20 protein-coding genes are annotated in these 21867 nt (G+C 38.3%); 8 read left to right on the top strand and 12 right to left on the bottom strand.

The features are described from left to right. The first annotated feature begins 56 nt into the window (after positions 1 to 56). Both PQG54_RS01490 and PQG54_RS01485 read left to right on the top strand, forming a co-directional pair. Positions 57 to 749 carry a carbonic anhydrase gene (locus PQG54_RS01490; RefSeq protein ID WP_271789238.1) on the top strand — a complete coding sequence of 231 codons (693 nt, stop codon included), beginning with the start codon at positions 57 to 59 and terminating at the stop codon, positions 747 to 749. Positions 750 to 761: 12 nt separating this feature from the next. Beyond that, positions 762 to 1646 (top strand): exonuclease/endonuclease/phosphatase family protein, encoded by an 885-nt coding sequence (locus PQG54_RS01485; protein WP_271789239.1) that lies wholly within the window; start codon positions 762 to 764, stop codon positions 1644 to 1646. Here PQG54_RS01485 and PQG54_RS01480 read toward each other — a convergent pair. Next, the gene (locus PQG54_RS01480) at positions 1643 to 2503 is read right to left on the bottom strand and encodes a DUF2076 domain-containing protein (protein WP_271789240.1); all 861 of its coding nucleotides are present in this window, start codon (positions 2501 to 2503) and stop codon (positions 1643 to 1645) included. The two genes, PQG54_RS01485 and PQG54_RS01480, sit on opposite strands and share 4 nt — an antisense overlap. 266 nt (positions 2504 to 2769) lie before the next feature. On the opposite strand from PQG54_RS01480, the gene PQG54_RS01475 reads away from it, so the two are divergent. The 3 genes from PQG54_RS01475 to glyS all read left to right on the top strand — a co-directional run bounded on the left by PQG54_RS01475 (position 2770) and on the right by glyS (position 6732). After that, on the top strand, positions 2770 to 3633 hold the full coding sequence (locus PQG54_RS01475) for a 3-hydroxyacyl-CoA dehydrogenase family protein (RefSeq protein ID WP_271789241.1): 864 nt from the start codon (positions 2770 to 2772) through the stop codon (positions 3631 to 3633). Between the two features lie 149 nt (positions 3634 to 3782). Beyond that, positions 3783 to 4670, top strand: a complete 888-nt coding sequence (locus PQG54_RS01470) for a glycine--tRNA ligase subunit alpha (RefSeq protein ID WP_271789242.1) — start codon at positions 3783 to 3785, stop codon at positions 4668 to 4670. Between the two features lies 1 nt (position 4671). Next, positions 4672 to 6732: a glycine--tRNA ligase subunit beta gene (gene glyS, locus PQG54_RS01465; protein WP_271789243.1), complete on the top strand. Its 2061-nt coding sequence runs from the start codon at positions 4672 to 4674 to the stop codon at positions 6730 to 6732. A gap of 4 nt (positions 6733 to 6736) precedes the next feature. Here the strand turns inward: glyS and PQG54_RS01460 are convergent, their stop codons facing one another. The 6 genes from PQG54_RS01460 to fzlA all read right to left on the bottom strand — a co-directional run bounded on the left by PQG54_RS01460 (position 6737) and on the right by fzlA (position 14869). Further along, a complete protein-coding gene (locus tag PQG54_RS01460; RefSeq protein ID WP_271789244.1) occupies positions 6737 to 9271 on the bottom strand; it encodes a glycosyltransferase family 2 protein in 2535 nt (844 codons plus the stop codon). Between the two features lie 140 nt (positions 9272 to 9411). After that, positions 9412 to 9951, bottom strand: coding sequence for a translation initiation factor IF-3 (infC, locus tag PQG54_RS01455; RefSeq protein ID WP_271789532.1), 540 nt, complete (start codon positions 9949 to 9951; stop codon positions 9412 to 9414). 140 nt (positions 9952 to 10091) lie between these two features. Further along, positions 10092 to 12059, bottom strand: a complete 1968-nt coding sequence (gene thrS, locus PQG54_RS01450) for a threonine--tRNA ligase (RefSeq protein ID WP_271789245.1) — start codon at positions 12057 to 12059, stop codon at positions 10092 to 10094. Positions 12060 to 12108: 49 nt separating this feature from the next. Then, a complete protein-coding gene (locus PQG54_RS01445) occupies positions 12109 to 13020 on the bottom strand; it encodes a glycosyltransferase family 9 protein (protein WP_271789246.1) in 912 nt (303 codons plus the stop codon). After that, positions 13017 to 14183, bottom strand: a complete 1167-nt coding sequence (locus PQG54_RS01440; protein ID WP_271789247.1) for a glycosyltransferase family 4 protein — start codon at positions 14181 to 14183, stop codon at positions 13017 to 13019. Before PQG54_RS01440 ends, PQG54_RS01445 begins: the two co-directional genes overlap by 4 nt. Positions 14184 to 14200: 17 nt before the next feature. Beyond that, positions 14201 to 14869, bottom strand: a complete 669-nt coding sequence (gene fzlA, locus PQG54_RS01435; RefSeq protein WP_271789248.1) for an FtsZ-binding protein FzlA — start codon at positions 14867 to 14869, stop codon at positions 14201 to 14203. A 302-nt stretch (positions 14870 to 15171) separates the two neighbouring features. On the opposite strand from fzlA, the gene minC reads away from it, so the two are divergent. The 3 genes from minC (at position 15172) to minE (ending at position 17036) form a co-directional block, all read left to right on the top strand. Then, positions 15172 to 15879 (top strand): septum site-determining protein MinC, encoded by a 708-nt coding sequence (minC, locus tag PQG54_RS01430; RefSeq protein WP_271789249.1) that lies wholly within the window; start codon positions 15172 to 15174, stop codon positions 15877 to 15879. 78 nt (positions 15880 to 15957) lie between these two features. Further along, entirely contained in the window at positions 15958 to 16770 is an 813-nt protein-coding gene (gene minD, locus PQG54_RS01425; RefSeq protein WP_271789250.1) for a septum site-determining protein MinD, read from the top strand. Next, positions 16770 to 17036 (top strand): cell division topological specificity factor MinE, encoded by a 267-nt coding sequence (gene minE / locus PQG54_RS01420; protein WP_271789251.1) that lies wholly within the window; start codon positions 16770 to 16772, stop codon positions 17034 to 17036. The genes minD and minE overlap by 1 nt, the downstream gene beginning before the upstream one ends. Positions 17037 to 17121: 85 nt before the next feature. Here minE and PQG54_RS01415 read toward each other — a convergent pair whose 3' ends face one another. The 5 genes from PQG54_RS01415 to PQG54_RS01395 form a co-directional block, all read right to left on the bottom strand. Continuing rightward, positions 17122 to 18822: an alpha-keto acid decarboxylase family protein gene (locus PQG54_RS01415; protein WP_271789252.1), complete on the bottom strand. Its 1701-nt coding sequence runs from the start codon at positions 18820 to 18822 to the stop codon at positions 17122 to 17124. A gap of 146 nt (positions 18823 to 18968) precedes the next feature. Continuing rightward, on the bottom strand, positions 18969 to 19409 hold the full coding sequence (locus PQG54_RS01410; RefSeq protein ID WP_271789253.1) for a SufE family protein: 441 nt from the start codon (positions 19407 to 19409) through the stop codon (positions 18969 to 18971). A 38-nt stretch (positions 19410 to 19447) separates the two neighbouring features. Continuing rightward, entirely contained in the window at positions 19448 to 20776 is a 1329-nt protein-coding gene (gene hslU / locus PQG54_RS01405) for an ATP-dependent protease ATPase subunit HslU (protein ID WP_370866897.1), read from the bottom strand. A gap of 5 nt (positions 20777 to 20781) precedes the next feature. Next, positions 20782 to 21360, bottom strand: a complete 579-nt coding sequence (gene hslV / locus PQG54_RS01400; RefSeq protein WP_271789255.1) for an ATP-dependent protease subunit HslV — start codon at positions 21358 to 21360, stop codon at positions 20782 to 20784. 42 nt (positions 21361 to 21402) lie between these two features. Next, positions 21403 to 21795 carry a response regulator gene (locus PQG54_RS01395; RefSeq protein WP_271789256.1) on the bottom strand — a complete coding sequence of 131 codons (393 nt, stop codon included), beginning with the start codon at positions 21793 to 21795 and terminating at the stop codon, positions 21403 to 21405. Positions 21796 to 21867 lie beyond the last annotated feature (72 nt).

The raw sequence follows: 21867 nt of genomic DNA, 5'->3' as shown, positions 1-21867 counted from the left end.
CAATATCTTCTTGCTGAATAACAGCTTCTTGGTTTTACATAAATGAAAGAAATTACATGCCAGATCTAAATCCTAAACAGACTTTATTAAACATTTTACACGGTGTTAAACGCTTTAAAACAGAGAAATTCCCTGAACGCAAAGAGCTCTTTAGTAAACTGGCAAATGGTCAAGAGCCTAAAACTCTTTTTATTACCTGCGCAGATAGTCGTATTCACCCGGAACTTTTAACCGATCAAGATCCTGGAAATCTATTCGTATTAAGAAATATTGGTAATATTATCCCTGCATACGGAAATGCTATGGGGGGTGTTACCTCTGCAATCGAATATGCAGTTTGCGCTTTAAAAGTATCAACCATCATTGTCTGTGGGCATTCAAATTGTGGGGCAATGGATGCGCTGATCCATCCAGAAAAAACAGATTCTATGCCAGCTGTTAAAAGTTGGCTCAAATTCGCAGCCACAGCCCATGCTGTAACCGATGCGTTAACAGCAACCGATGTTGGGCCTGAAAATATTCAAACTTTAACAGAACATAATGTTTTGTTACAATTACAACATCTTCGCACACATCCTTCCATTGCCGCAGCATTGGCTCGTAATGAGGTCGCACTTCAAGGATGGTATTATGATATTCCCAATGGGCAAGTTTATATCCTAAATGAAGAAACACGCCATGATATGACTGTCAGCCAAGCCATTGAGATTTTACAAAATCAAGTAGATGAACGTCGTTCACAAGAATAATCTTAGCCATCAATGTATAATAAGATTTTTGCCTATATTCTTTATACATTATGTCTTGTAAATAGTGCTTCAGCACAAGCCGAAATACTAAAACTAACCACTTGGAATTTAGAGTGGTTAGTTTCTCAAAAAGATATCCAAAACACCCCTATTCCACAAAATGTAAATCTTAGAAACGCTTCTGATTTTCAGCAACTACAACAATATGCAATAAAATTACAATCCGACATCATTGCACTACAAGAAATCGGTTCTTTGGAAACATTGCGTTCCGTTTTTCCTGCAAATAAATATTTATTCTTTATATCAAGAGACCCTATTGCTCAGCATACAGCTCTTGCAGTACGATATAGTGTTTTTGCGCATATTGAACAAAATCCAGATTTAACAGAATTAGGCAATATAAACGGATCACACCCTTTACGTAGTGGGTTAGATGTAACTTTTTATACTAAAGAAAAGAATAGCCTTAGGATTCTTGTTTTGCATTTAAAGTCTGGTTGCCAAGATTATCCTTTAACGAACAAGGCTCTTAAACCATCTTGTCAATTCCTCAAAGAACAATTACCTATTTTGCAAGAATGGATACGAAAACGTTTAATGGAAAAGCAAGCGTTTATTATCTTGGGTGATTTTAACAGAGTTATTTCCCCAAATGAGTTCTTTTATAAAAGTTTATCAGAAAAAATAACCTCCCCAACGTTTCCTACGGCTTATCAAGCCAATCCGTGTTGGGGAGGCAGTTACTTTATTGATGGCTTCATGTTAGATCATCATGCAACCAAATGGTTTATTCCAAACTCTCTCAGCGTATTAAAATATAAAGAACAGGGCTTTAATCAGCAAAATCAATTGTCAGACCATTGCCCAGTATCAATTAAACTTTCAATACCCTAGAAACTATCATCTCCCCAATTACTGTCATCACCGCCGCTGTCACCCCAGCCGCTGTCATCTTGACCGCTATTATCACCCCAACCAGAGTTATCACTTGCTCCCCAGCCTGCGTCAGTACCAGCACCCGCATCAAAACCTGGATCAACACCTGTGCCAGCCCCAGCAAATGGGTCACCACCAGCAAAAGGATCTGCTGCTCCTGCTGTTGGATCAACACCAGCACCACCAGCATGGCTGCCACCGAATAAACCGCTTAACGCGTTATAGGCAAACATACCACCGGCAACCCCTGCTGCGGTGGTCAATGCACTGCCTAAAAAGCCCCCGCCACCACGATTAAACATGCCTTGTTGATATCCAGGAGGATAATTTTGTGGAGGTGGCGCACCATAAGCGTTTTGTTGGCCAGGATACGGACGCCCTTGTTGACCTTGGAATTGTTGCTGATTCGGTGCACCCCATCCAGGAGGAAGCGCCTGATTTTGCTGTGTGGATTGAGTTGACTGGCGGTTACCGCCAAATAACCCACCTAAAAAACCACCTGATGAAGATTGTTGTTGATTTTGAGGTTGTTGTTGCATTTGCTGTACTTGCTGAGAAGCCTGTTGCAACTGCCACTCAAGTTGACGAATACGATTTTGAGCTTCTGCCAGAGCTGCCTCTTGCACAACCGCCATTTGGGTCATGCGATACCCTGCATCGGGATATTTTTGCAAATTATCTTTGATGAGCCGATCCGCTTCTTGATCGACAGGTGGCATCTGATTCGTCGTAGGAACGGAACCAGATTGGGATGAAGTATTACCCCCGACCCTATCAAAAAATTTGTTAATAAGCTCACGTTCTTCATTATTCATTTGTTTATAATCCTTTTATAAAACAATAAACGTCTAACATTATGTAGTTTTTGTAAGCAGTTTAACAAGTTTTTTTTCTCTAAAAACCTTTTATAAAATTCAAACTACGCAGACATCACAATAAAGTGATTCTTTATATAAGAAAATTACCGCTTATGCTAATTAGGTTAAATTTTAATAAATTATTCATATTGTTACTTTTAAATAATAAAAAAATATATTCTTTTTATTAATCCAAGTGCATCATTTATATAAAAGGATTAATCATGATTGATTACATTAACCGCCCTATCGTAATCTGTGGTTCTGGAAATATGGGACGCAGAATGGCAGCATTACTTGCCACAAAAAAAAATTTAGTTCATCTTTACGATTCATCCCCTGAACAAACAAAACAATCTATCGAATATATTAATCAATATCTTCCTGAAGTTGTCAAAGAAACACCGAATGGTAAAGCTGGAACCGTCAAAGCATTTAATGATTTAAAAGCAGCTACCGAGAATGCTTGGTTAGTGATTGAAGCCATTCCAGAGATTTTTGATGCCAAAGTCGATCTTTTGGGTCAACTGGATCAAATGATTCCACCTGATGCTATTTTAGCGACGAACTCTTCTTCATTCCCTTCCAGTCAACTGATTGGCAAAGTAAAAAATACAAGCCGCGTTATCAATACACATTTTTATCGCCCTCCTGCAATCAAAGTGGTAGAGATCATGGGATGTGGGTATACTGATCCAAATCTTATTAATTTTATTATCAAAGTTTTTGAAGAACTGCACCTCAGCCCTTTCCATGTCAGAAAAGAAAGTGTTGGCTTCATTTTCAATCGTATTTGGGCTGCAATTAAAAGAGAATCTTTATATGTTGCTGCAGAAGGCGTTTCTACACCTGAAGAAATTGATAAAATCTTTTCTCAGATTGGGGATTTCCGCCATGGTGCTTTTCATTTAATGGACGAAGTCGGATTAGATGTTGTGTATGATATCGAAGAACATTATGCCACCGTCAGAAAAGATACTCCCAAAGAACCAAGAGAATATTTAAAAGAAAATTTTCTATCCAAAAACAAACTTGGCGTTAAAACAGGTCAAGGTTTTTACGATTACAAAGATACGAATATCAAATAAATACCTTTAAATAAGGAATTGCAATCCACATGATTTAAATTTAAATTCATTTATTCGATTTTTTACTTAAGATTACTCTTATTTTTTTCCAGAAAACACTATAAAATGTAATTTAATTTTTATATTGTTTTCTAGGAATTATATTTTTCATGCCTTCGAATACAACGCTTCCATCATCAAAGAATGGTGCTTTATCTTTCCAAGGACTAATCTTGAAATTGCATGAATTTTGGGATTCAAAAGGATGTGCGATTTTACAACCTTATGATCTTGAAATTGGCGCGGGAACCTTATCCCCTCATACGACGTTGCGAGCTTTAGGAAATAAGCCGTGGAAGGCTGCTTATGTGCAACCTTGTCGCAGACCAACGGATGGGCGTTATGGAGAAAACCCAAACCGCTTGCAGCATTATTATCAATATCAAGTGTTATTAAAGCCCTCTCCTCAAGACAGTCAAGAGCTTCTCTTGGAAAGTTATAAAGCTATCGGTATTGATCCCAAAAAACATGATATTCGTTTTGTCGAAGATGATTGGGAAAATCCAACCATTGGTGCTTGGGGACTTGGTTGGGAAGTTTGGTGCGATGGTATGGAAGTCACTCAATTTACCTATTTCCAACAAGTAGGCGGTATTACAACTTCTGTTCCATCGACCGAATTAACCTACGGTTTAGAACGTTTGGCAATGTATATCCAAGGAATTGAAAATGTCTATGATCTCGCTTTTAACGATCATGGGCTGACTTATGGTGAAGTTTTCCTAAGAGCTGAACAAGATTATTCTCGTTTTAACTTTGAATGTGCTGACACAGAAATCCTCTTTAGCCATTTTAAAGATGCAGAAAAAGAATCTGAGGCACTAGCTAATCAGAAACTAGCACAACCTGCTTATGATTATTGTCTAAAAGCCAGTCATTTATTTAATTTATTAGATGCCCGTGGGGTCATTAGTGTCAATGAAAGAGCGTCTTATATTGGTCGTATCCGCAACCTTGCCAAACATTGTTGTGAAACTTGGTTAGCGGAGGAGAAATAAGATGTCAGAACTTTTTATCGAGCTCTTTTCCGAAGAGATTCCTGCACGCATGCAACGACAAGCGACCGAGAATTTACAACGTCTGCTTTGTGATGCATTGGCTAATTTATCCCCAACAAATATCAAAACTTTCAGCACCCTTCGTCGGATTGCTATTCGTTTAGATATTCAAAACACCATTCCTGCTCAAGAAGTGCAAGAACGTGGGCCACGGACGACTGCGCCTGAAAAAGCATTGGAAGGGTTCTTGCGTAAACATCAAGCACAGCAATCTGATCTGATCGAAGAAAATGGCTTTTGGGTTTTGCAAAAGAAAATCGCGGAAGTTTCTGCAACTGATTTTATTGCACAAATTTTTCCTCAAATTCTGTGGAAGTTCCCTTGGCCAAAATCTCAACGTTGGGGCAATGGCAGCCAATTTACATGGGTAAGACCTTTACATTACATTACTTGCTTGCTTGATGGAAAAATCATTCCGTTAGACCTTGCCACTGCAAATGATGATGCGCATGGATTGGTTTGTAATAATAAAAGCGAAGGTCATCGTTTCCTAGCACCACAAACCTTTGAAATCAAAAATGCGGAACAATGGGAAAAAACTCTCCTCTCTCAATTCGTCATTGCTGATGTTGTTAAACGTCGTGAAAAAATTCTCGATGAACTAACAGAATTAACCCAAAAAGCAAATCTGCAACTTGTTCCTGACGAAGTTTTATTAAATGAAGTAACAGGATTGGTTGAGTGGCCTGTGCCTTTATTGGGAAAAATTGATGAGATCTTCATGGATTTACCCTCTGAAGTCATGCAAGTTTCCATGCGAGTTAATCAACGTTATTTTGCGTTAAAAAATAAAGATGGTTCCCCTGCCAATGCGTTTGCATTTGTTGCCAATATTACTCCTGATGATGAAGGTAAATTAATCATTGCAGGAAATGAACGCGTATTACGCGCACGTTTTGCAGATGCGCGTTATTTCTGGGATCAAGATCGTAAAACATCTCTTGAACAACGAAATCAACAACTTCAAAATGTAATTTTCCATGCAAAACTTGGCAGCCAACACGAACGTATTCAACGCTTAGAGCGTTTAGCTGGCTATCTTGCACAACAATTAAAGCAAGATGAAAAACTCGCAAAACGTGCAGCCCTTCTTAGTAAAGCCGATTTAACCACAGGTATGGTTGGTGAGTTCCCAGAAGTCCAAGGCATTATGGGCGGGTATTACGCCAAGCATGACAAAGAGGCTGCTGAAGTAGCATTGGCTATTTCTGAGCATTATAAGCCTGCTGGTCCAAGTGATAGCGTCCCTACCGCACCTATTTCGATCATTGCGGCTCTATCGGATAAAATTGATCTTCTGACTGCTTTCTTTGCAATTGGTGAAAAACCAAGTGGTTCGGGCGATCCATATGCGCTTCGCCGTGCAGCTTTGGGAATTATTCGTATTATTCGTGAAAATCAGCTGCGTTTTAATATCAAATTACTCTTTGAATTCGCTATTGCTGGTTTACCTCAAGCATTGCGAGCATCCAGTGATCTTAACGCGTTAGTCGAATTCATTTATGAACGTCTTTATGTTCAATTACGCAGTGAAGGATCTCGGTATGATATTCTTTCTGCTGTTGCACCAACCAAGCAATTTACTGATCTTGTAGAGTTATTAAAGAAAGTCGAAGCAATTACATCTTTCCTTGAAACAACAGATGGTAAAGACTTACTTGCTGCAGTTAAGCGTGCCAGCAATATTTTACGAATTGAAGATAAAAAGGATGGTCCTCATCAAGGGAAAGTCGATACAGCATTACTCGCTCAAGATGAAGAAAAAAAACTTTCTGCTACTTTGAGTAAAGCCATTGAGCAAATTAGCGTAACCATTGAGCAAGAGCAATTTAGTGAAGCAATGAACAGCATTGCAACGTTAAAAAATTCTTTGGATCTATTCTTTGAAAACGTAACGATTAATGACGGAAACCCTGCTATCCGCAGCAATCGTTTGAAATTACTGTCTCAAATCGACCAGGCCGCTAGCCTGATCGCTGATTTTAATCAAATCGAAAAATAATTTATTATTTTTCTGTAGCCTCCGTTTTTTCTGGATTACTTAATTCGTAAAAAAGCGGAGGTCTTACCACGAAATTAGGTGAGTATGCAGGGTCACAAGTATAAATAGCTTTCCGTCCCCAACTATTGTTCATATACTCTTTCTCATAAGAAAAACGTTCTTCATGTTCTGGGCAATCATCTGTTCCTCTGGATAAGCTTTCATGATGCACAGCCATGCAATCAGCACTAAAAACCACTTTATATCCAGCTTCTCTGGCACGTAAGCATAAGTCTACATCATTAAATGCAATTTTGAGATGATTTTCATTAAAACCATTTAACTCTTCGAAAACACTTGCTTTGATAAGCATCATTGCTGCTGTGACTGCTGTTAGCTCTTGAGATAATATAGAACGACAAGCATACCCAAATTCTTCAGTTTCCAAACCCCTATTCATATGATCGCCAATGACTTCAGGTCCTACAACAACGCCACCATGTTGCACCCGACCATCAGGATACAATAATTTCGCACCAACAATCCCAACATCTTTAGACAATAAAGCCTCATTCACTAAAATATGAAGCCAATTAGGATCATTGACAAAAACATCATTATTTAAAAATAAATAAAAATCACTTTCAAATTGTTGTGTCGCAAGATTATTTAATCTGGAAAAATTAAATTCCTCATGGATCGGTAGAACTTCAATATTGTCGTACTGAGAATATTCCTCTAAAAATATTAAGGTTTCTGCTTCACGTGAAGCATTATCAACCAATATAATCCGATAATTTTTATAGTTTGTATATTCCAATAATCGATCAATACATTCTTTTGTTGTCTTGACTTGATCTTTAAACGGAATAACAATCGTCACTAAATCAGACTGTGCTTTTTTCCATTCAATCTGATACGCTGTAAAATCTTTAATAGAAGATACGTTAGCAGATTTTTTAATCCGTTTCAGATGATCCTGAACACAAGCAACCCCAGCCCTGATCGCATATTCTTTATTATCCACCGTTTCCGCAGTAGAACCAGCTGTTTTACGCCAATGGTATAAAACTTCTGGCACATGATAGATCTGTTGATGAGGAATAACCTCCGTTAAACGTAACAAGAAATCATGGTCTTGTGCACCATCATATCGAGAGTGTAATTGCCCTGCTTTCTTTACTGCACCGACTTTCACCATTACAAAATGACAAATATAGTTTAATCCAAGTAGATAACGATAGTTAAAATCTGGTTTAAAGTGAGGTTCAACAAAAGCACCGTAATCATCCACTTTATCTTCATCAGAATACAGCATTTGCGCTTGATGCAACTGCGCAGAGCCAATCATCATTTCTAGAGCCTGAGGAACCAATACGTCATCGTGATCAAAAAATGCTATCCACTCCCCAGTAGCTTTTTTAATCCCAGCATTTGTAGCTTCTGAAATGCCTTTATTCGTTTTTAACGTAACAGATTTAATCCGAGCATCTTGTTTAACCAGCTGTTTAATTTCTTTTTTAATCTCAGAAGATTTGCCGCCATCATCAACAAGTATCAATTCCCAGTTTTGATAGGTTTGTCCCAATACAGACCCTACAGCTTCTTTAAAAAACTTAATTGCAGGCTGATAAACAGGGCAAATAATAGAAATTAACGGTGTTTGATACCCAATATCATTAATTTCCAATTCTAAATGTAGTTTTTCCAAGCGTTTTGGTAATAAAAAATAGTATTTCTTTGCCCAAGTGCCATATTCGTTGATTACATAATCAGAACCACTCACTAAACGTTTAAACTGAGTACGTAGCGCTGTCATTTCTTTATAAAGAAAATCAATTTGATTATTTAAAACTAAAAGTTGTTGTTCTAACAAATCATCAATTAATGTCGTTTCATAAGGGCTGCCCAGCAACTCTATTTGCTCAGGCATGACATATACACGAAATACAGAGCGAACTCTTTTACGTAATGCTCTAGGAACAACCACAGCAAAACCACAACGTGCGTCTGCATTAACTGCACTGGCGACGTCACCTCGAAACTGATTTGCCTCAACTGTTTTTAAATGACGACCATCTATTGTCACCATTACCTGACATTTACCAGAATATTTACCGGTCGAGGTATCTTGCCTTAATACCCAGCCATGAATGGCCCCATTTTTCCACCCATCCATACAAGATAGAACTTTGACTTGATCTGATTGTTTTTCTTCTAATTGAAAAGGATAAACAGAGATCCCTTCGGTAGGGTTATTTTTCGTTAAAATGGAAATAATATTATTATCTGGGAAACGAAAAGAAAGTCGATGAGATTTGCCATCTCTAAATTCATTTGGTATGATGAATTGAAAACCGATATCATTGCGAAAAAAATTAATTTTTTTTTGAATATCTTCTCTATTTTGATCGCACTTAATTTCTGCGACTTGCTGATCATCAATAAAGACTGATACAGTCACATAGTCTTGTGGAGAGGATGCATTAATCGCCCACCCAAGGATAATATCTTTTCTGACTTCTTGGCAAAAACCTGTAAAACGAGATTGTATCGTCATCAAAAAATATCCTTTTTATTCATGAAAGTATTATTAATTATCAATTGATAAAAGAAATTTAATCGATGGCTATCAGAAAAGCGAGTATTTTTATAGATATAAAAAAAAGGTATGTAATTAATTACATACCTTTCTTTATTTTAACGTGGGGCTAAAACCATAACCATCTGACGATTCTCAAGCTTTGGCAGCTGTTCTACTTTTGTATCAGCCTCTAAATCCAAGCGAAAACGTTCCAAGAGTTGCACACCCAACTCTTGGTGAGCCATTTCCCGGCCACGAAAACGAAGCGTTAATTTTACTTTATCACCACTACCAATAAAACGCTTTGCAGCATTTAATTTAACTTGATAGTCGTTTTCGTCGATATTAGGTCGAACTTTAAGTTCTTTAATTTCGATCACTTTTTGTTTTTTACGCGCTTCGTTTTTCTTTTTCTGTTGTTCGTATTTGAACTTACCATAATCAAGAATTTTAGCTACAGGAGGCTCGGCGTTAGGGCTAACTTCTAATAAATTTAACCCAACCGCATGAGCCATTTTCAAAGCTTCACGAGTGGCAACAATGCCTAACATTTCGCCTTCTGCACCAACGAGACGAACCTGAGGTGCACGAATCTCCTCATCAACAAGCGGACCTTCGCGGTTTGTTGTGGGAGGTGTCGTTGTCTTTACTACTATGGTTAGTTTTCCTTCTAATTGTTTACCTTAGAAAGACATAACCCTATTTGGCAATAAATGCACATTGATTTTGGATGATACGCTTTCTAAAGGTATAAAAATGATTTAATAATTATTATAATCTATTTTTGTCGAACGATCTAGCCTTCACATTCAAGTTTTAGCTTTTGTTTTACAATAGGAGCACGATTATAATCAGGAGGTGTTGCTTCTTTGCCTAAAAGTTCAATTGCCTCGTCTAAACCCAGGACTTCCTGTGCTGCGCCACCCAATCTACGAATAGCAACTTTACGTTCTTCGACCTCTTTACGTCCAACAACCAAGATAACTGGCACGTGTTGCAAGCTATGTTCACGAATTTTTGCATTAATTTTTTCGTTCCGAGAATCAAGCTCTACATTCATTCCTTTTGATTGTAGTAACTCAACCACTTCTTGAGCATAGTCTTCGGCATCATTGACGATCGTTGCAACAACCACTTGAACTGGTGCTAACCATAATGGGAAAGAACCTGCATATTGTTCAATCAAAATCCCCAAGAATCTTTCGAATGATCCAACAATCGCACGATGCAGCATAACAGGGCGATGTCTGGCACTATCTTCACCAATATAAGAAGCTTTCAAACGTTCAGGCAAAACATAGTCTACTTGCAACGTACCGCATTGCCAGTCACGACCAATCGCATCACGTAAAACAAATTCTAGTTTGGGACCATAAAATGCGCCTTCACCTTGATTTAATTCAAATTCAACACCGACTTGTTCACATGCTTCTTTCAGACTATTTTCTGCCTTATCCCAAGTAGAATCATCGCCCGCACGTTTTTCTGGACGATCAGAAAATTTAACACGAAAACTTTCAAATCCGAGATCTTTATAAACTTCAGATAACATGCGAACAAACATCGCCGTTTCGGAGGTAATTTGATCTTCACTACAGAAAATATGCGCGTCATCTTGGACAAAAGAACGCACCCGCATAATCCCATGCAATGCACCAGAAGGTTCATAACGATGACAAGCACCGAATTCCGCCATACGCAAAGGTAATTCGCGATAAGAACGCAACGTATGATTAAAAATCTGAATATGACAAGGACAGTTCATCGGTTTCAATGCATAAGTACGATCCTCATCCTCGACCGTTGCAATGAACATATTTTCTCTGAATTTTTCCCAGTGACCAGAGGCTTCCCACAAAGAACGATCTAATAGTTGAGGTGTACGAACTTCAACATATCCATAACGACGTTGGATTCTTTGGATATAATTTTGTAAATTTGTATAAAGTTGCCATCCTTTTGGGTGCCAAAAAATAGAGCCAGCCGCATCTTCTTGTAAATGGAATAAATCCATTTCTTTACCAATACGACGATGATCGCGCTTAGCGGCTTCTTCAATTTGCGTTAAATAGGCATCTAACTCTTTTTTATCACGCCAAGCCGTCCCATAAATACGAGACAACATCGCATTTTTAGAATCTCCACGCCAATAAGCACCTGCAACTTTGGTTAATTTAAAAGCACCACCAACGTCAGCTGTTGTCCGCATATGTGGACCACGGCAGAGATCTAACCAAGGACCTTGTTGATAAACGGAAATCGTTTCTGTTTCAGGTAAATCACGAATCAGTTCAGCTTTATAATGTTCACCAATTTTTTCAAAATACTGAATTGCTTCATCTCGTGGCATGACTTGACGAATAAAAGCCTCGTTGCGCGTCACAATTTCATGCATACGACGCTCAATATTTTCTAAATCTTCTGGTTTAAAAGGCTCTTCACGGGCAAAATCATAGTAAAAGCCATTCTCAATAGCTGGGCCAATTGTTACTTGTGTTCCAGGAAAAAGCTCTTGAACAGCCTGAGCCAAAATATGGGCAGCATCGTGACGAATTAATTCCAGAGCTGCTTCGTCTTTTCTGGTTACGAACTTAATCGATGAATCCTCTGTGATTTCCAAAGACAAATCAACCAGTTTGCCATCAACTTCCATTGCCAAAGCTGCTTTTGCCAACCCTGCCCCAATCGATTGTGCAATCGTTAAGCCTGTTACCGTTCCCTCATATTGTCGAATGGAACCATCAGGCAAAGTAATAGAAAGCATAATCAAATCTCCAGAACAATTAAATCAAATTTTATCAAAATCACAAAAACTAATGAACCCACTTCAGTTCTTGTGCAACCCTTTTTACAGAAAGATCTTTTAAATTTTCCTGATATATTATTTTTACATCATCCCCACGAGGTGCCGTTAACAACGGATCGCTACCTGATGAGAATAAAACCACACTTGGACAGCCCACCATTGCTGCTAGATGCATTGGGCCCGTATCGTTTCCCAACGCAAATTCTGCATGCTTGATGACGCCCCCTAATTGTAACAAACTTGTTTGTCCAATTAAACTAATTATTTGAGGACAATACTCTTTTATAACAGCAACCATATTTTCCTCTGATTGCCCACCAACAATCACAGGCTGAAACCCTTGTTCCATTAAATAATGTGCAATCTTACCGTAATATTTAATAGGCCATCTTTTTTCAGGACGTTTCAAAGAACACCCAGGTATCAAGACAACATAAGGACTAGGTATTTTAATAGACTCTGACAATAGCCAGGATAGATCAGGAGATGGAAAAAGAGTGATTCCTGCCTTTTCTAACTGGTCTTGTTGTCGATCAATCGTGTGCATTTGATTGCGATGAGGGTTATTATGAGGATGAGAAGCTCCATCAGCTATGCCAGACCATTGAGGCCTACCTGCCCATTTAAAATACCGACTTGAACGCCCAGAAGTTTGCAAATCATATACAAAATCATAACCCTGTAACTTTTGTTTTAACTTTAATCTTCCGACGAAATTAAACAAGTGAGGTTTATCATCCACGATAACACGATCAAACCAAGGACTATGCTGTGCCAATTCTACAAAGGGTGCTGTTGTCATTAAGGTAATATTATCTTGTGCATGATGTTGACGAATAGCAGCAAAAGGATAAAAACTCTGTATGAAATCCCCTAAAGCCCCCAACCGAATAACTAAAATCTTCAAGGGCTTAGTCATGATACTCTTAATTGTTTAGTTTGAGGCAGAACCTCATTATATACGTTCAATGTCGCAGCTTGCATCTGTGTGAGGGCATAATGAGCTTGGGCATCCTCTCTGGCTAAACGACCCGTCCAATGTAAGTCTTCATCTGAGGATTCGACTAACTCTTGTAACAGTTCAGCCAAAGCCTTTACATTACCAGGCTCAAAAACATATCCTGTTTTTTTATCTATCACGGTTTCAGCCGCACCACCATGATTAGCAACAATAACTGGCTTTTCCATCGCTTGCGCTTCTATCACTACTCGACCAAAAGGCTCTGGTTTTAATGAAGGGACCACAACAATGTTCGCTAACATAAATGCTGCTGGCATATCCTGACAATTTCCTACGAAATATAATTGTTCACGAACCTGTAATTGGTCTGCTAGCAATAATAGTCGTTTTATAAACTGGTCGTTATGTTTTGATGGTCCGACAAAAACACAAATCCAATCTTCGTGATGTCGTTTTATCATTGCCATAGCACGCACAAGCAACTCTTGCCCTTTCCAAGCCGTTAAACGCCCAGGTAATAAAATAATTTTTTTCGTTGCTGGAATCTGCCATTTCTCAGCAAGATCTGTCACTCTATCGCCAAAAGAAAGCTCTGGATCAAAAGTATTCAAGTCAACACCACGAGGAATGATTCTCAACATTTGTTCTGATACCCCATAATGTTTTTTCAGTCGCTCTGCGATATAATAGCTGATCGCAATTACTCGTTCGCCCCTTGTCATTACTTGATTATACCAACGCTTACCACGCCAATTTTCGCTAAAAACACCATGCCAAGTCGTTATCAAATGTACCTTTGTGTTTTTTACAGCCAGCCAAGCTGACCATGCAGGTGCTCGCGACCTGACATGAACTATGTCAACATTATATTTTTTGATAATTTTTTTTAGAGCGAATTGATTTTTCCAAATCACCAAAGGGTTCTTTGAATTCAAAGGCAATTGAATATGGATTGCACCCATCCGTTCTAATGATTGTTTCCAAACTCCATCTGCACTTGCAACAAGTGCAACACCACCAGCATTTAAAATTGCTTGTGCCATTTCAACAGTGCCACGTTCGACCCCACCTGTGTTTAATGCAGGTAAAACTTGTAAAATAACAGGTTTATCAAACGTCATACTTTGATCCAAAACACTTAGAAATCTAAATCAGCATAATGTTTAGGAGGGACAACACCACTGACACGATCATTCAATAATGCTCTGAAACTTGGGCGGGATTTAATCCGTGCATACCAATCTTTTACCGCAGGATTTTTTTCCCAATTCACATCACCAATATAATCCAGTGCCGATAAATGTGCCGCAGCAGCAAAATCAGCCATAGATAAATTACTACCTGCCAACCACACTCTATTTTCAGTCAGTAAAGCAATATAATTCAGATGGAATTTGATATTTTCATACCCTTCCCTCAATGCCTGAGCATTAGGATTATTATTTCCAAAAAAACGTTTAAATGTTTTTTCGTATAAGAGATTATGGGTCACTTCACGATTGAATTTACAATCAAACCAAGCCGTCAAACGACGAACTTCAACACGTTCAGCAAGCGTACGACCCATTAATGAAGTATCGGGATAGGCCTCTTCTAAGTATTCACAAATCGCATAAGAATCAGGAATGGTCAGACCTGTTTCTTCAACCAGAACAGGCACCATGCCAGCTGGATTGATTGCAATGAATTCTGGTCTTCTTTTCCAAACCATCTCTGTCATGAGTTCAAAAGACAAGCGCTTTTCCGCCATAATCAGACGGATTTTACGACTAAAAGGGCAAAGAGGTAGATGATATAAGATACGCATATAACTTAGCCATTTTTCTAAAATATCATGAACATACAGAAATATAGAATTTTACTCTGAAATTTAATTCTTCTATCACCATTACTTCAAGTAATCCAATAAAATATTTCCAACAGCTTGAAACTTGTCAAATATCCTTGCCTTAAAAGCACTATTTCCTTGTAATTAACAAATTTATAGATAATTAAGTGACAAAAAAATATAAAATGAATATAAAGATTAATTTTAATTTTTATCTATTATAAAAATATTATAAGTTAATTTTATCTCTTTTTCTGCTTGTATAATAGGAATTATTATTCGTGCCAGACACTTCCCCATCTCTTCCTCAAATACGCATTAGAGGGCGATCCTTTTTATCTTTGGTTCTCTCACCAGAAGCGCCTTTACCAAGTTGGCTTGCCAGCTTGGATAAACAACTAGAACGCTCTTCGTTCTTTTTTTTAGGAAAGCCCGTAATTTTAAATCTTGAACTTCTCTCTGGACAAGAAGAAGGGCTGGAAAATTTACATTTGGCTTTGTCACAAAGAAATATACAGATTATTAGTGTTGAGGGTGGTTCCTTAACATGGGAAAAGTTAAAAAACTGGCCAAAAACCTTTATTTTTGGCAATGGAAAAAATATCGATAATCTCGATATGCCAGCAAACCCACAGACAGCCAATGTAGCTCTTCCCTGTTTGATTATTGATGAACAAGTTCGCTCTGGACAAAGTGTTCTCTTCCCAGAAGGGGATGTTATCATCACCAACTCTGTCGCTTCTGGTACTGAAATCGTTGCAGGGGGATCCATTCATGTCTATGGCGCTTTGCGTGGTAGAGCCATAGCAGGCATCAGTGGGCAACCTAAGGCCAGGATTTTTGCTTATCAACTCGAAGCAGAACTGATGGCTATTGATGGATATTATATGACAGCAGAAGAAATTGACAATGATTTCAGTATGAAAGCTGCGCAAGTATATTTAGATAAGGATGTTATGACAGTCGCACCTTTATTGAAAATAAAGTAATTTTGAATTTTAGTCTCTAGCATAATTAATCAATATACAATAATAAATTTCTAAACCGTAAATAATAAGGGAGATGATATGGCAAAGGTAATTGTTGTTACCTCTGGAAAAGGTGGCGTTGGAAAAACAACATCTACTGCTGCAATAGGTGCAGCCTTGGCACAAACAGGACAAAATGTCGTTGTTATTGACTTTGATGTTGGGCTAAGAAATCTTGACCTTGTTATGGGCGCAGAACGTCGTGTTGTTTTTGATTTTGTTAATGTTATTCAAGGCGAAGCCGCATTATCACAGGCGCTTATTAAGGATAAACGTGTAGAAACACTTTATATTCTTGCCGCCTCACAAACACGGGATAAAGATGCCTTGACCGAAGAAGGTGTCGGAAAAGTTATCGCAGAACTAAGGGAAAAATTTGACTGGATTATCTGTGATAGCCCTGCTGGCATCGAAAAAGGTGCGAAAATGGCCATGCATTTTGCTGATGAAGCGATTATTATTACGAATCCAGAAGTATCATCAGTACGCGACAGCGATCGTATTATCGGGATATTGGACAGTACTACCGACAAAGCACAAAAAGGCGAAAAAATCCCAAAACATCTTTTGATTACGCGTTATGCTGCTAGCCGCGCCAGCCGTGGTGACATGCTGAATACAGATGATATTCTAGAGATCCTTTCTATCCCTTTAATCGGCATTGTTCCAGAAAGCGAAGATGTTTTAAAGGCTTCTAATCTAGGATCACCAATCACATTATCTGCGCCGAACTCTCCTGCGGCGCGTGCATATTCAGAAGCTGTGAAACGCCTACAAGGTGAAAAAATTGAAGTTACTGTTCCTACTGATAAGAAAGGATTCTTTGACTGGCTAATTGGAAGGAATAAATAATGAGTTTTTTTTCAAATTTCTTCAATAAAAAAAATACAGCCCCAGTTGCCAAAGATCGTTTACAAATACTACTGGCTCATGAGCGTTCTTCTCAAACAAGCAATTCCGATCTGTTACAAAAACTTCAAAAAGAAATTATGGAAGTGATACAGAAACATATTGCTATCGATCAAGAGAAAATTCATGTCAAAGTAGACAGAGGAAATGATTTTTCAACTTTGGAAATCGATATTGAAGTGCCTCAACAAAATAAAACCAATAATTAGCTCTTTAATTATTGTGCTGTCTGGCAACAAAAAAAACCAGATAAAATATTTATCTGGTTTTTAACTACATTATATAGAATTCAACTTAATCATCTATATTTTTATCAAGCTCTTTTAAGCCTCTTGGTCCATAGTTAAATGCTGCAACCATGTTTGCAGAAGATTGCACTGCTTTTGGAATATCCAACGGGTCAAACATAACTTCAATCAAGCATAATTGCTTGTCAGCAACTTTATCAGCGTCATTTAATGCATTTTCGAATTCTTCTTCAGTATTGACTTGACGAGAGAAAAATTCTTTCCCATCACTAAAGGCATCAAACAACTGACGATAATTCCAATTAGGAATATCATTATACTTCGAATGAAAGCCCATAATTGCTCGTTCGATCGTATAACCTCTATTATTAATTAAGAATATGATAGGTTTTAGATCATGTTCAAAAAAAGAAGAAACCTCTTGTGCTGTTAATTGGAATGATCCATCACCGATAAAGATTACTTGACGACGATTTGGCTTTGCCATCAAAGAACCAAACAATGCTGGCAACGAATATCCAATCGATAACCATAAAGGTTGACTGATAATCGTAATACCAGAGGGCATGTCCAAAATCTTCACACCACGCATGGAAGTACCAGCTTCTGTAACAACCACGTCGTGTGGTTTAATGAAACTTTCGACACGTTGCCAGAAACGATTTTGGATTAACTTTTCACCAGTGACTGGTTTCCAAGCATCCTTCACTTTTGGAGGATTCGATTGCCAATTTTTGTATTTTTTAGGAGGCGTAATTTTGGATAAACGATCTAATAATTCAATCGCTGAAACGCCCTCATACACTTCATGACCAATAATCGTTCTAAATGGACGGATATTGATCATATTTTCTGGAACATGTTGAGTAAAATAGCTTGAATTACTATCGGTAAATTTAACATTTAACCCAAATAAACAATCTGATTGTTCAATAGCAGCCTTAACCTTGTCTGAAGAAGAGCGTCCACTATATCCGCCAATCCATTGCGGATGATCCCCATCCAACACACATTGTGCAGCAGATAAAGTTGCAAAAGGAATCTGAAGATTTTCAATCATAGATTGGCTTAAATCACGTAATCCAAAGCGATCCAATGCCATCCCTAATAAAGCAGAAGGGTTTTCCGCCTTAGCCAATTTTTCTTCAATAGATTCAACAACAGCATTTAGTTGTTGCAAATCGCTGGTTTGCTGGCGCAGAGATAATTTTTCGTTATAAACGTCAATTTCAAAAAAAGTAATATCAGATGGTATTTGCAGATAAACTGGACGTTTCTTACGAACACAGGCACGTAAAACACGATCAATTTCCTCAACAGCATTTTGAGGGGTAATTCTTGCCTGAGCCACAGTAAAAGGCCGATAACAACTCATTATATCCTCAAAATTCCCTTCTGCAGTCGTATGATGCAAGGAACGACGACGATACATACTATTTAAAGGAGGTGCACCTGTAATACAAACAATTGGTACGTACTCTGCATATGCACCAGCAATGCCATTAATCGCGCTGAGATCACCAACCCCATATGTTGTAAGCAAAGCCGAGATACCATTCAACCTGGCATAACCATCTGCGGCATAAGCACCATTTAGCTCATTACGCGTGCCAACGAATTTGATATCGTTTCTTCTTTCTGTTTGAATTAAAAATTGAAGATTATAATCTCCAGGAACACCAAGGATATCTTTGATACCAATTTGGGATAATCTATCAAGTAAGAAATCCCCTATAGTCCTTTTCATGTATGCCTCTCTAATATATTCTTTTTAATAAAAGAAGATGTTTATTTTGTATTTATTTTTACTCTAGTCCAAAAGTAAAAGAAAATCACAATTCCGCGCTTATGCAAATCGGACTCGTTCATTAACTTATTTACAAATATTGGAAACTACAAATAACGCTGTGTGATTGTTTGGATTGCTTTTACCATTGACGCAACACCATTACTGCGATTGGCAGACAAGGCACCTGCCAATCCCAAATCAGTAATAAAAATAGGGTCAATTTGAGATATTTCTACAGCATCACGCCCTGAGTAAATGCGTAATAATAATGCGATTAATCCTTTGACGATCACCGCATCTGAACTGCCCGCGAAAAACAATTTCCCTTCTTGTTCACGGAAATTGAGCCAAACTTGACTTTGACAACCGACCACGCGAAATTGATCATTTTGCCATTCTGAAGGAAAATCAGGTAGCTTTTCGCCTAAATTAATCAAATACCGATAGCGTTGCATCCAATCATCAAACAACTCTAATTCTTCACGAATTGCCTCAATCGCCTCGGCAGCACTTTCTTCTTCTGGAACAATAAAAGGATCAGACATTCTATAAATCTCGCATGGTCAGTCAGTTAGAAAAAAAATTAGAGGATGAAGCGACTTAGATCACTTTTATTGGCCAATGAACCGACACGTTCTTGAACATCTTGACGTGTAATTTCAATGGTCTCCCCTGCCTTATCAGAAGCTGAGAAAGACACTTCTTCTAATAACCTTTCCATCACTGTTGCCAAACGACGAGCCCCAATATTTTCAACCCGTTCATTAATATCCGTGGCCAGTTCTGCAATGGCATCAATGGCATCTTCGGTAAAGTGTAACTTGACACCTTCCGTTTCCATCAACGCGATGTATTGCTTTAACAAAGAATGTTCTGGCTCTGTTAAAATACGGCGCATATCTTCACAAGTCAGCGGCGATAATTCTACACGAATAGGCAAACGCCCTTGTAATTCTGGTAATAAATCTGACGGCTTGGCTAAATGGAAAGCACCAGACGCAATAAATAAAATATGATCTGTTTTTACCAAACCATATTTTGTAGAAACCGTGGTACCTTCGATTAAAGGTAATAAGTCACGCTGCACCCCTTCACGAGACACATCTGCACCACCGCGTCCACCACTGCCTTCATAAGAACGCGCACAGACTTTATCGATTTCATCCAAGAAAACAATACCATGATTCTGCGTGCGATTAATCGCTTCTTGCACCAATGCATCATTATCAAGCATTTTATCAGATTCTTCTTTAATCAATGCTTCGCGGGCTTTGGCAACGGTCAGACGACGTGTTTTTTCAGATTTGCTCATTAACCCTTTCATCATATCAGTAAAGTTAATGACTTGAGCAGACGGCATGCCAGGAATATCAAATTGATTGACAGGTGAAGACGCATCGGCAAGGCTAATCTCGATTTCCTTGTCTTCTAACTCACCATTAAGCAACATTTGTAAAAATTTATTTTTAGTTTCCGCAGAAGCACTTTCACCCACTAATGCCACTACTAAACGTTGATTAGCTGCGTCTTTCGCTTTTTCTTTGACATCACGGCGTTTAATATCACGTAACATTACCAAAGAGGCTTCGACTAGATCTCTGACGATGCTTTCAACATCACGTCCCACATATCCAACTTCGGTGAATTTGGTTGCTTCAATTTTTAAAAATGGAGCCTGTGACAAACGTGCTAAGCGTCTTGCAATTTCTGTTTTACCACAACCCGTTGGACCAATCATAAGGATATTTTTAGGAACAACCTCTTCACGAATACCATCTGCCAATTTTGCACGTCTCCAACGATTACGCAACGCAATGGAAACAGCACGTTTTGCATCATTTTGACCAACAATAAAGCGGTCTAACTCTGCAACGATTTCTTTTGGAGAATAGGTTGGAATATTATTACTCATCATTATTAACCTTCTGCTGACAATGTCTCTACGGTAAGGGAAGAATTCGTATAAATACAAATTTCACCAGCAATCGCCATTGCACGACGTGCTATTTCTTCGGATGTTAATCCGTCAACCCCCAACAAAGCACGGGCAGCAGCCAGCGCATAATTTCCACCTGAACCAATCGCAACAACACCATCTTCTGGCTCTAATACATCGCCATTTCCTGTTAATGTATAAGAATGATGTTTATCAGCAACCAACAACATGGCCTCTAATCTGCGAAGATAACGATCTGTACGCCAATCTTGAGCTAATTCCACACAAGCACGTTCTAGTTGGTTCGGATAACGTTCAAGTTTTTTTTCTAATCTTTCTAATAAGGTAAATGCATCCGCAGTTGCCCCTGCAAAGCCCGCAAGAATAGTACCACTGGCACCTATTCTTCTGACTTTTTTGGCATTTCCTTTTACAACAGTGTGCCCCAATGTGACTTGGCCATCACCAGCAATGGTGACTTGACCATCACGGCGTACACATAAAATGGTTGTCCCATGCCATTGTACTGGGTCATGTGAAGATAAAATATGATTTTGCATCTGTATTAAATAGCCTTTTTACTAAAATAAGTATGCCCTACTTTATTCTCTTGCGACGAGCTCTTCAACTCTCTTTGTGAAAACACCCAAAGAAAAAGGTTTGGTAATCAGCTTTATATTTTCATCTGTTGGCAGTTTTCCAACCCCATGAGAGTAACCCGTAATAAATAAAATTGATAAATCTGGCCACATTTTTCGTGCTATTTTTGCCAAATCACTGCCGTTCATACCTGGCAAGCCAATATCTGTGAGTAATAAATCAATATTACTTTGGCTCTCGTTTAAATTTTGTAACAAAGACAATGCTGTTTGACCATCTTCTGCAACAATAACTTCGAACTCCATATCGTTTAACAATTCGACCAACAACGGACGTAAAACAGAATCATCTTCCACAACTAAGATTAATTTCTTTTCAATTTGTTCTATTGCCATAAAATGTAACCCTTTGAACAAAGAAGAAAAATAATATTTACATCAAATTTTATAAGCATCTTAATCTTAATT

It is taken from the genome of Commensalibacter communis (genome assembly GCF_947179015.1).
GTDB lineage: Bacteria > Pseudomonadota > Alphaproteobacteria > Acetobacterales > Acetobacteraceae > Commensalibacter > Commensalibacter communis.
Note: the sequence above shows the minus strand (reverse complement) of the source record. Positions and strands in the feature narration are given on the sequence as shown.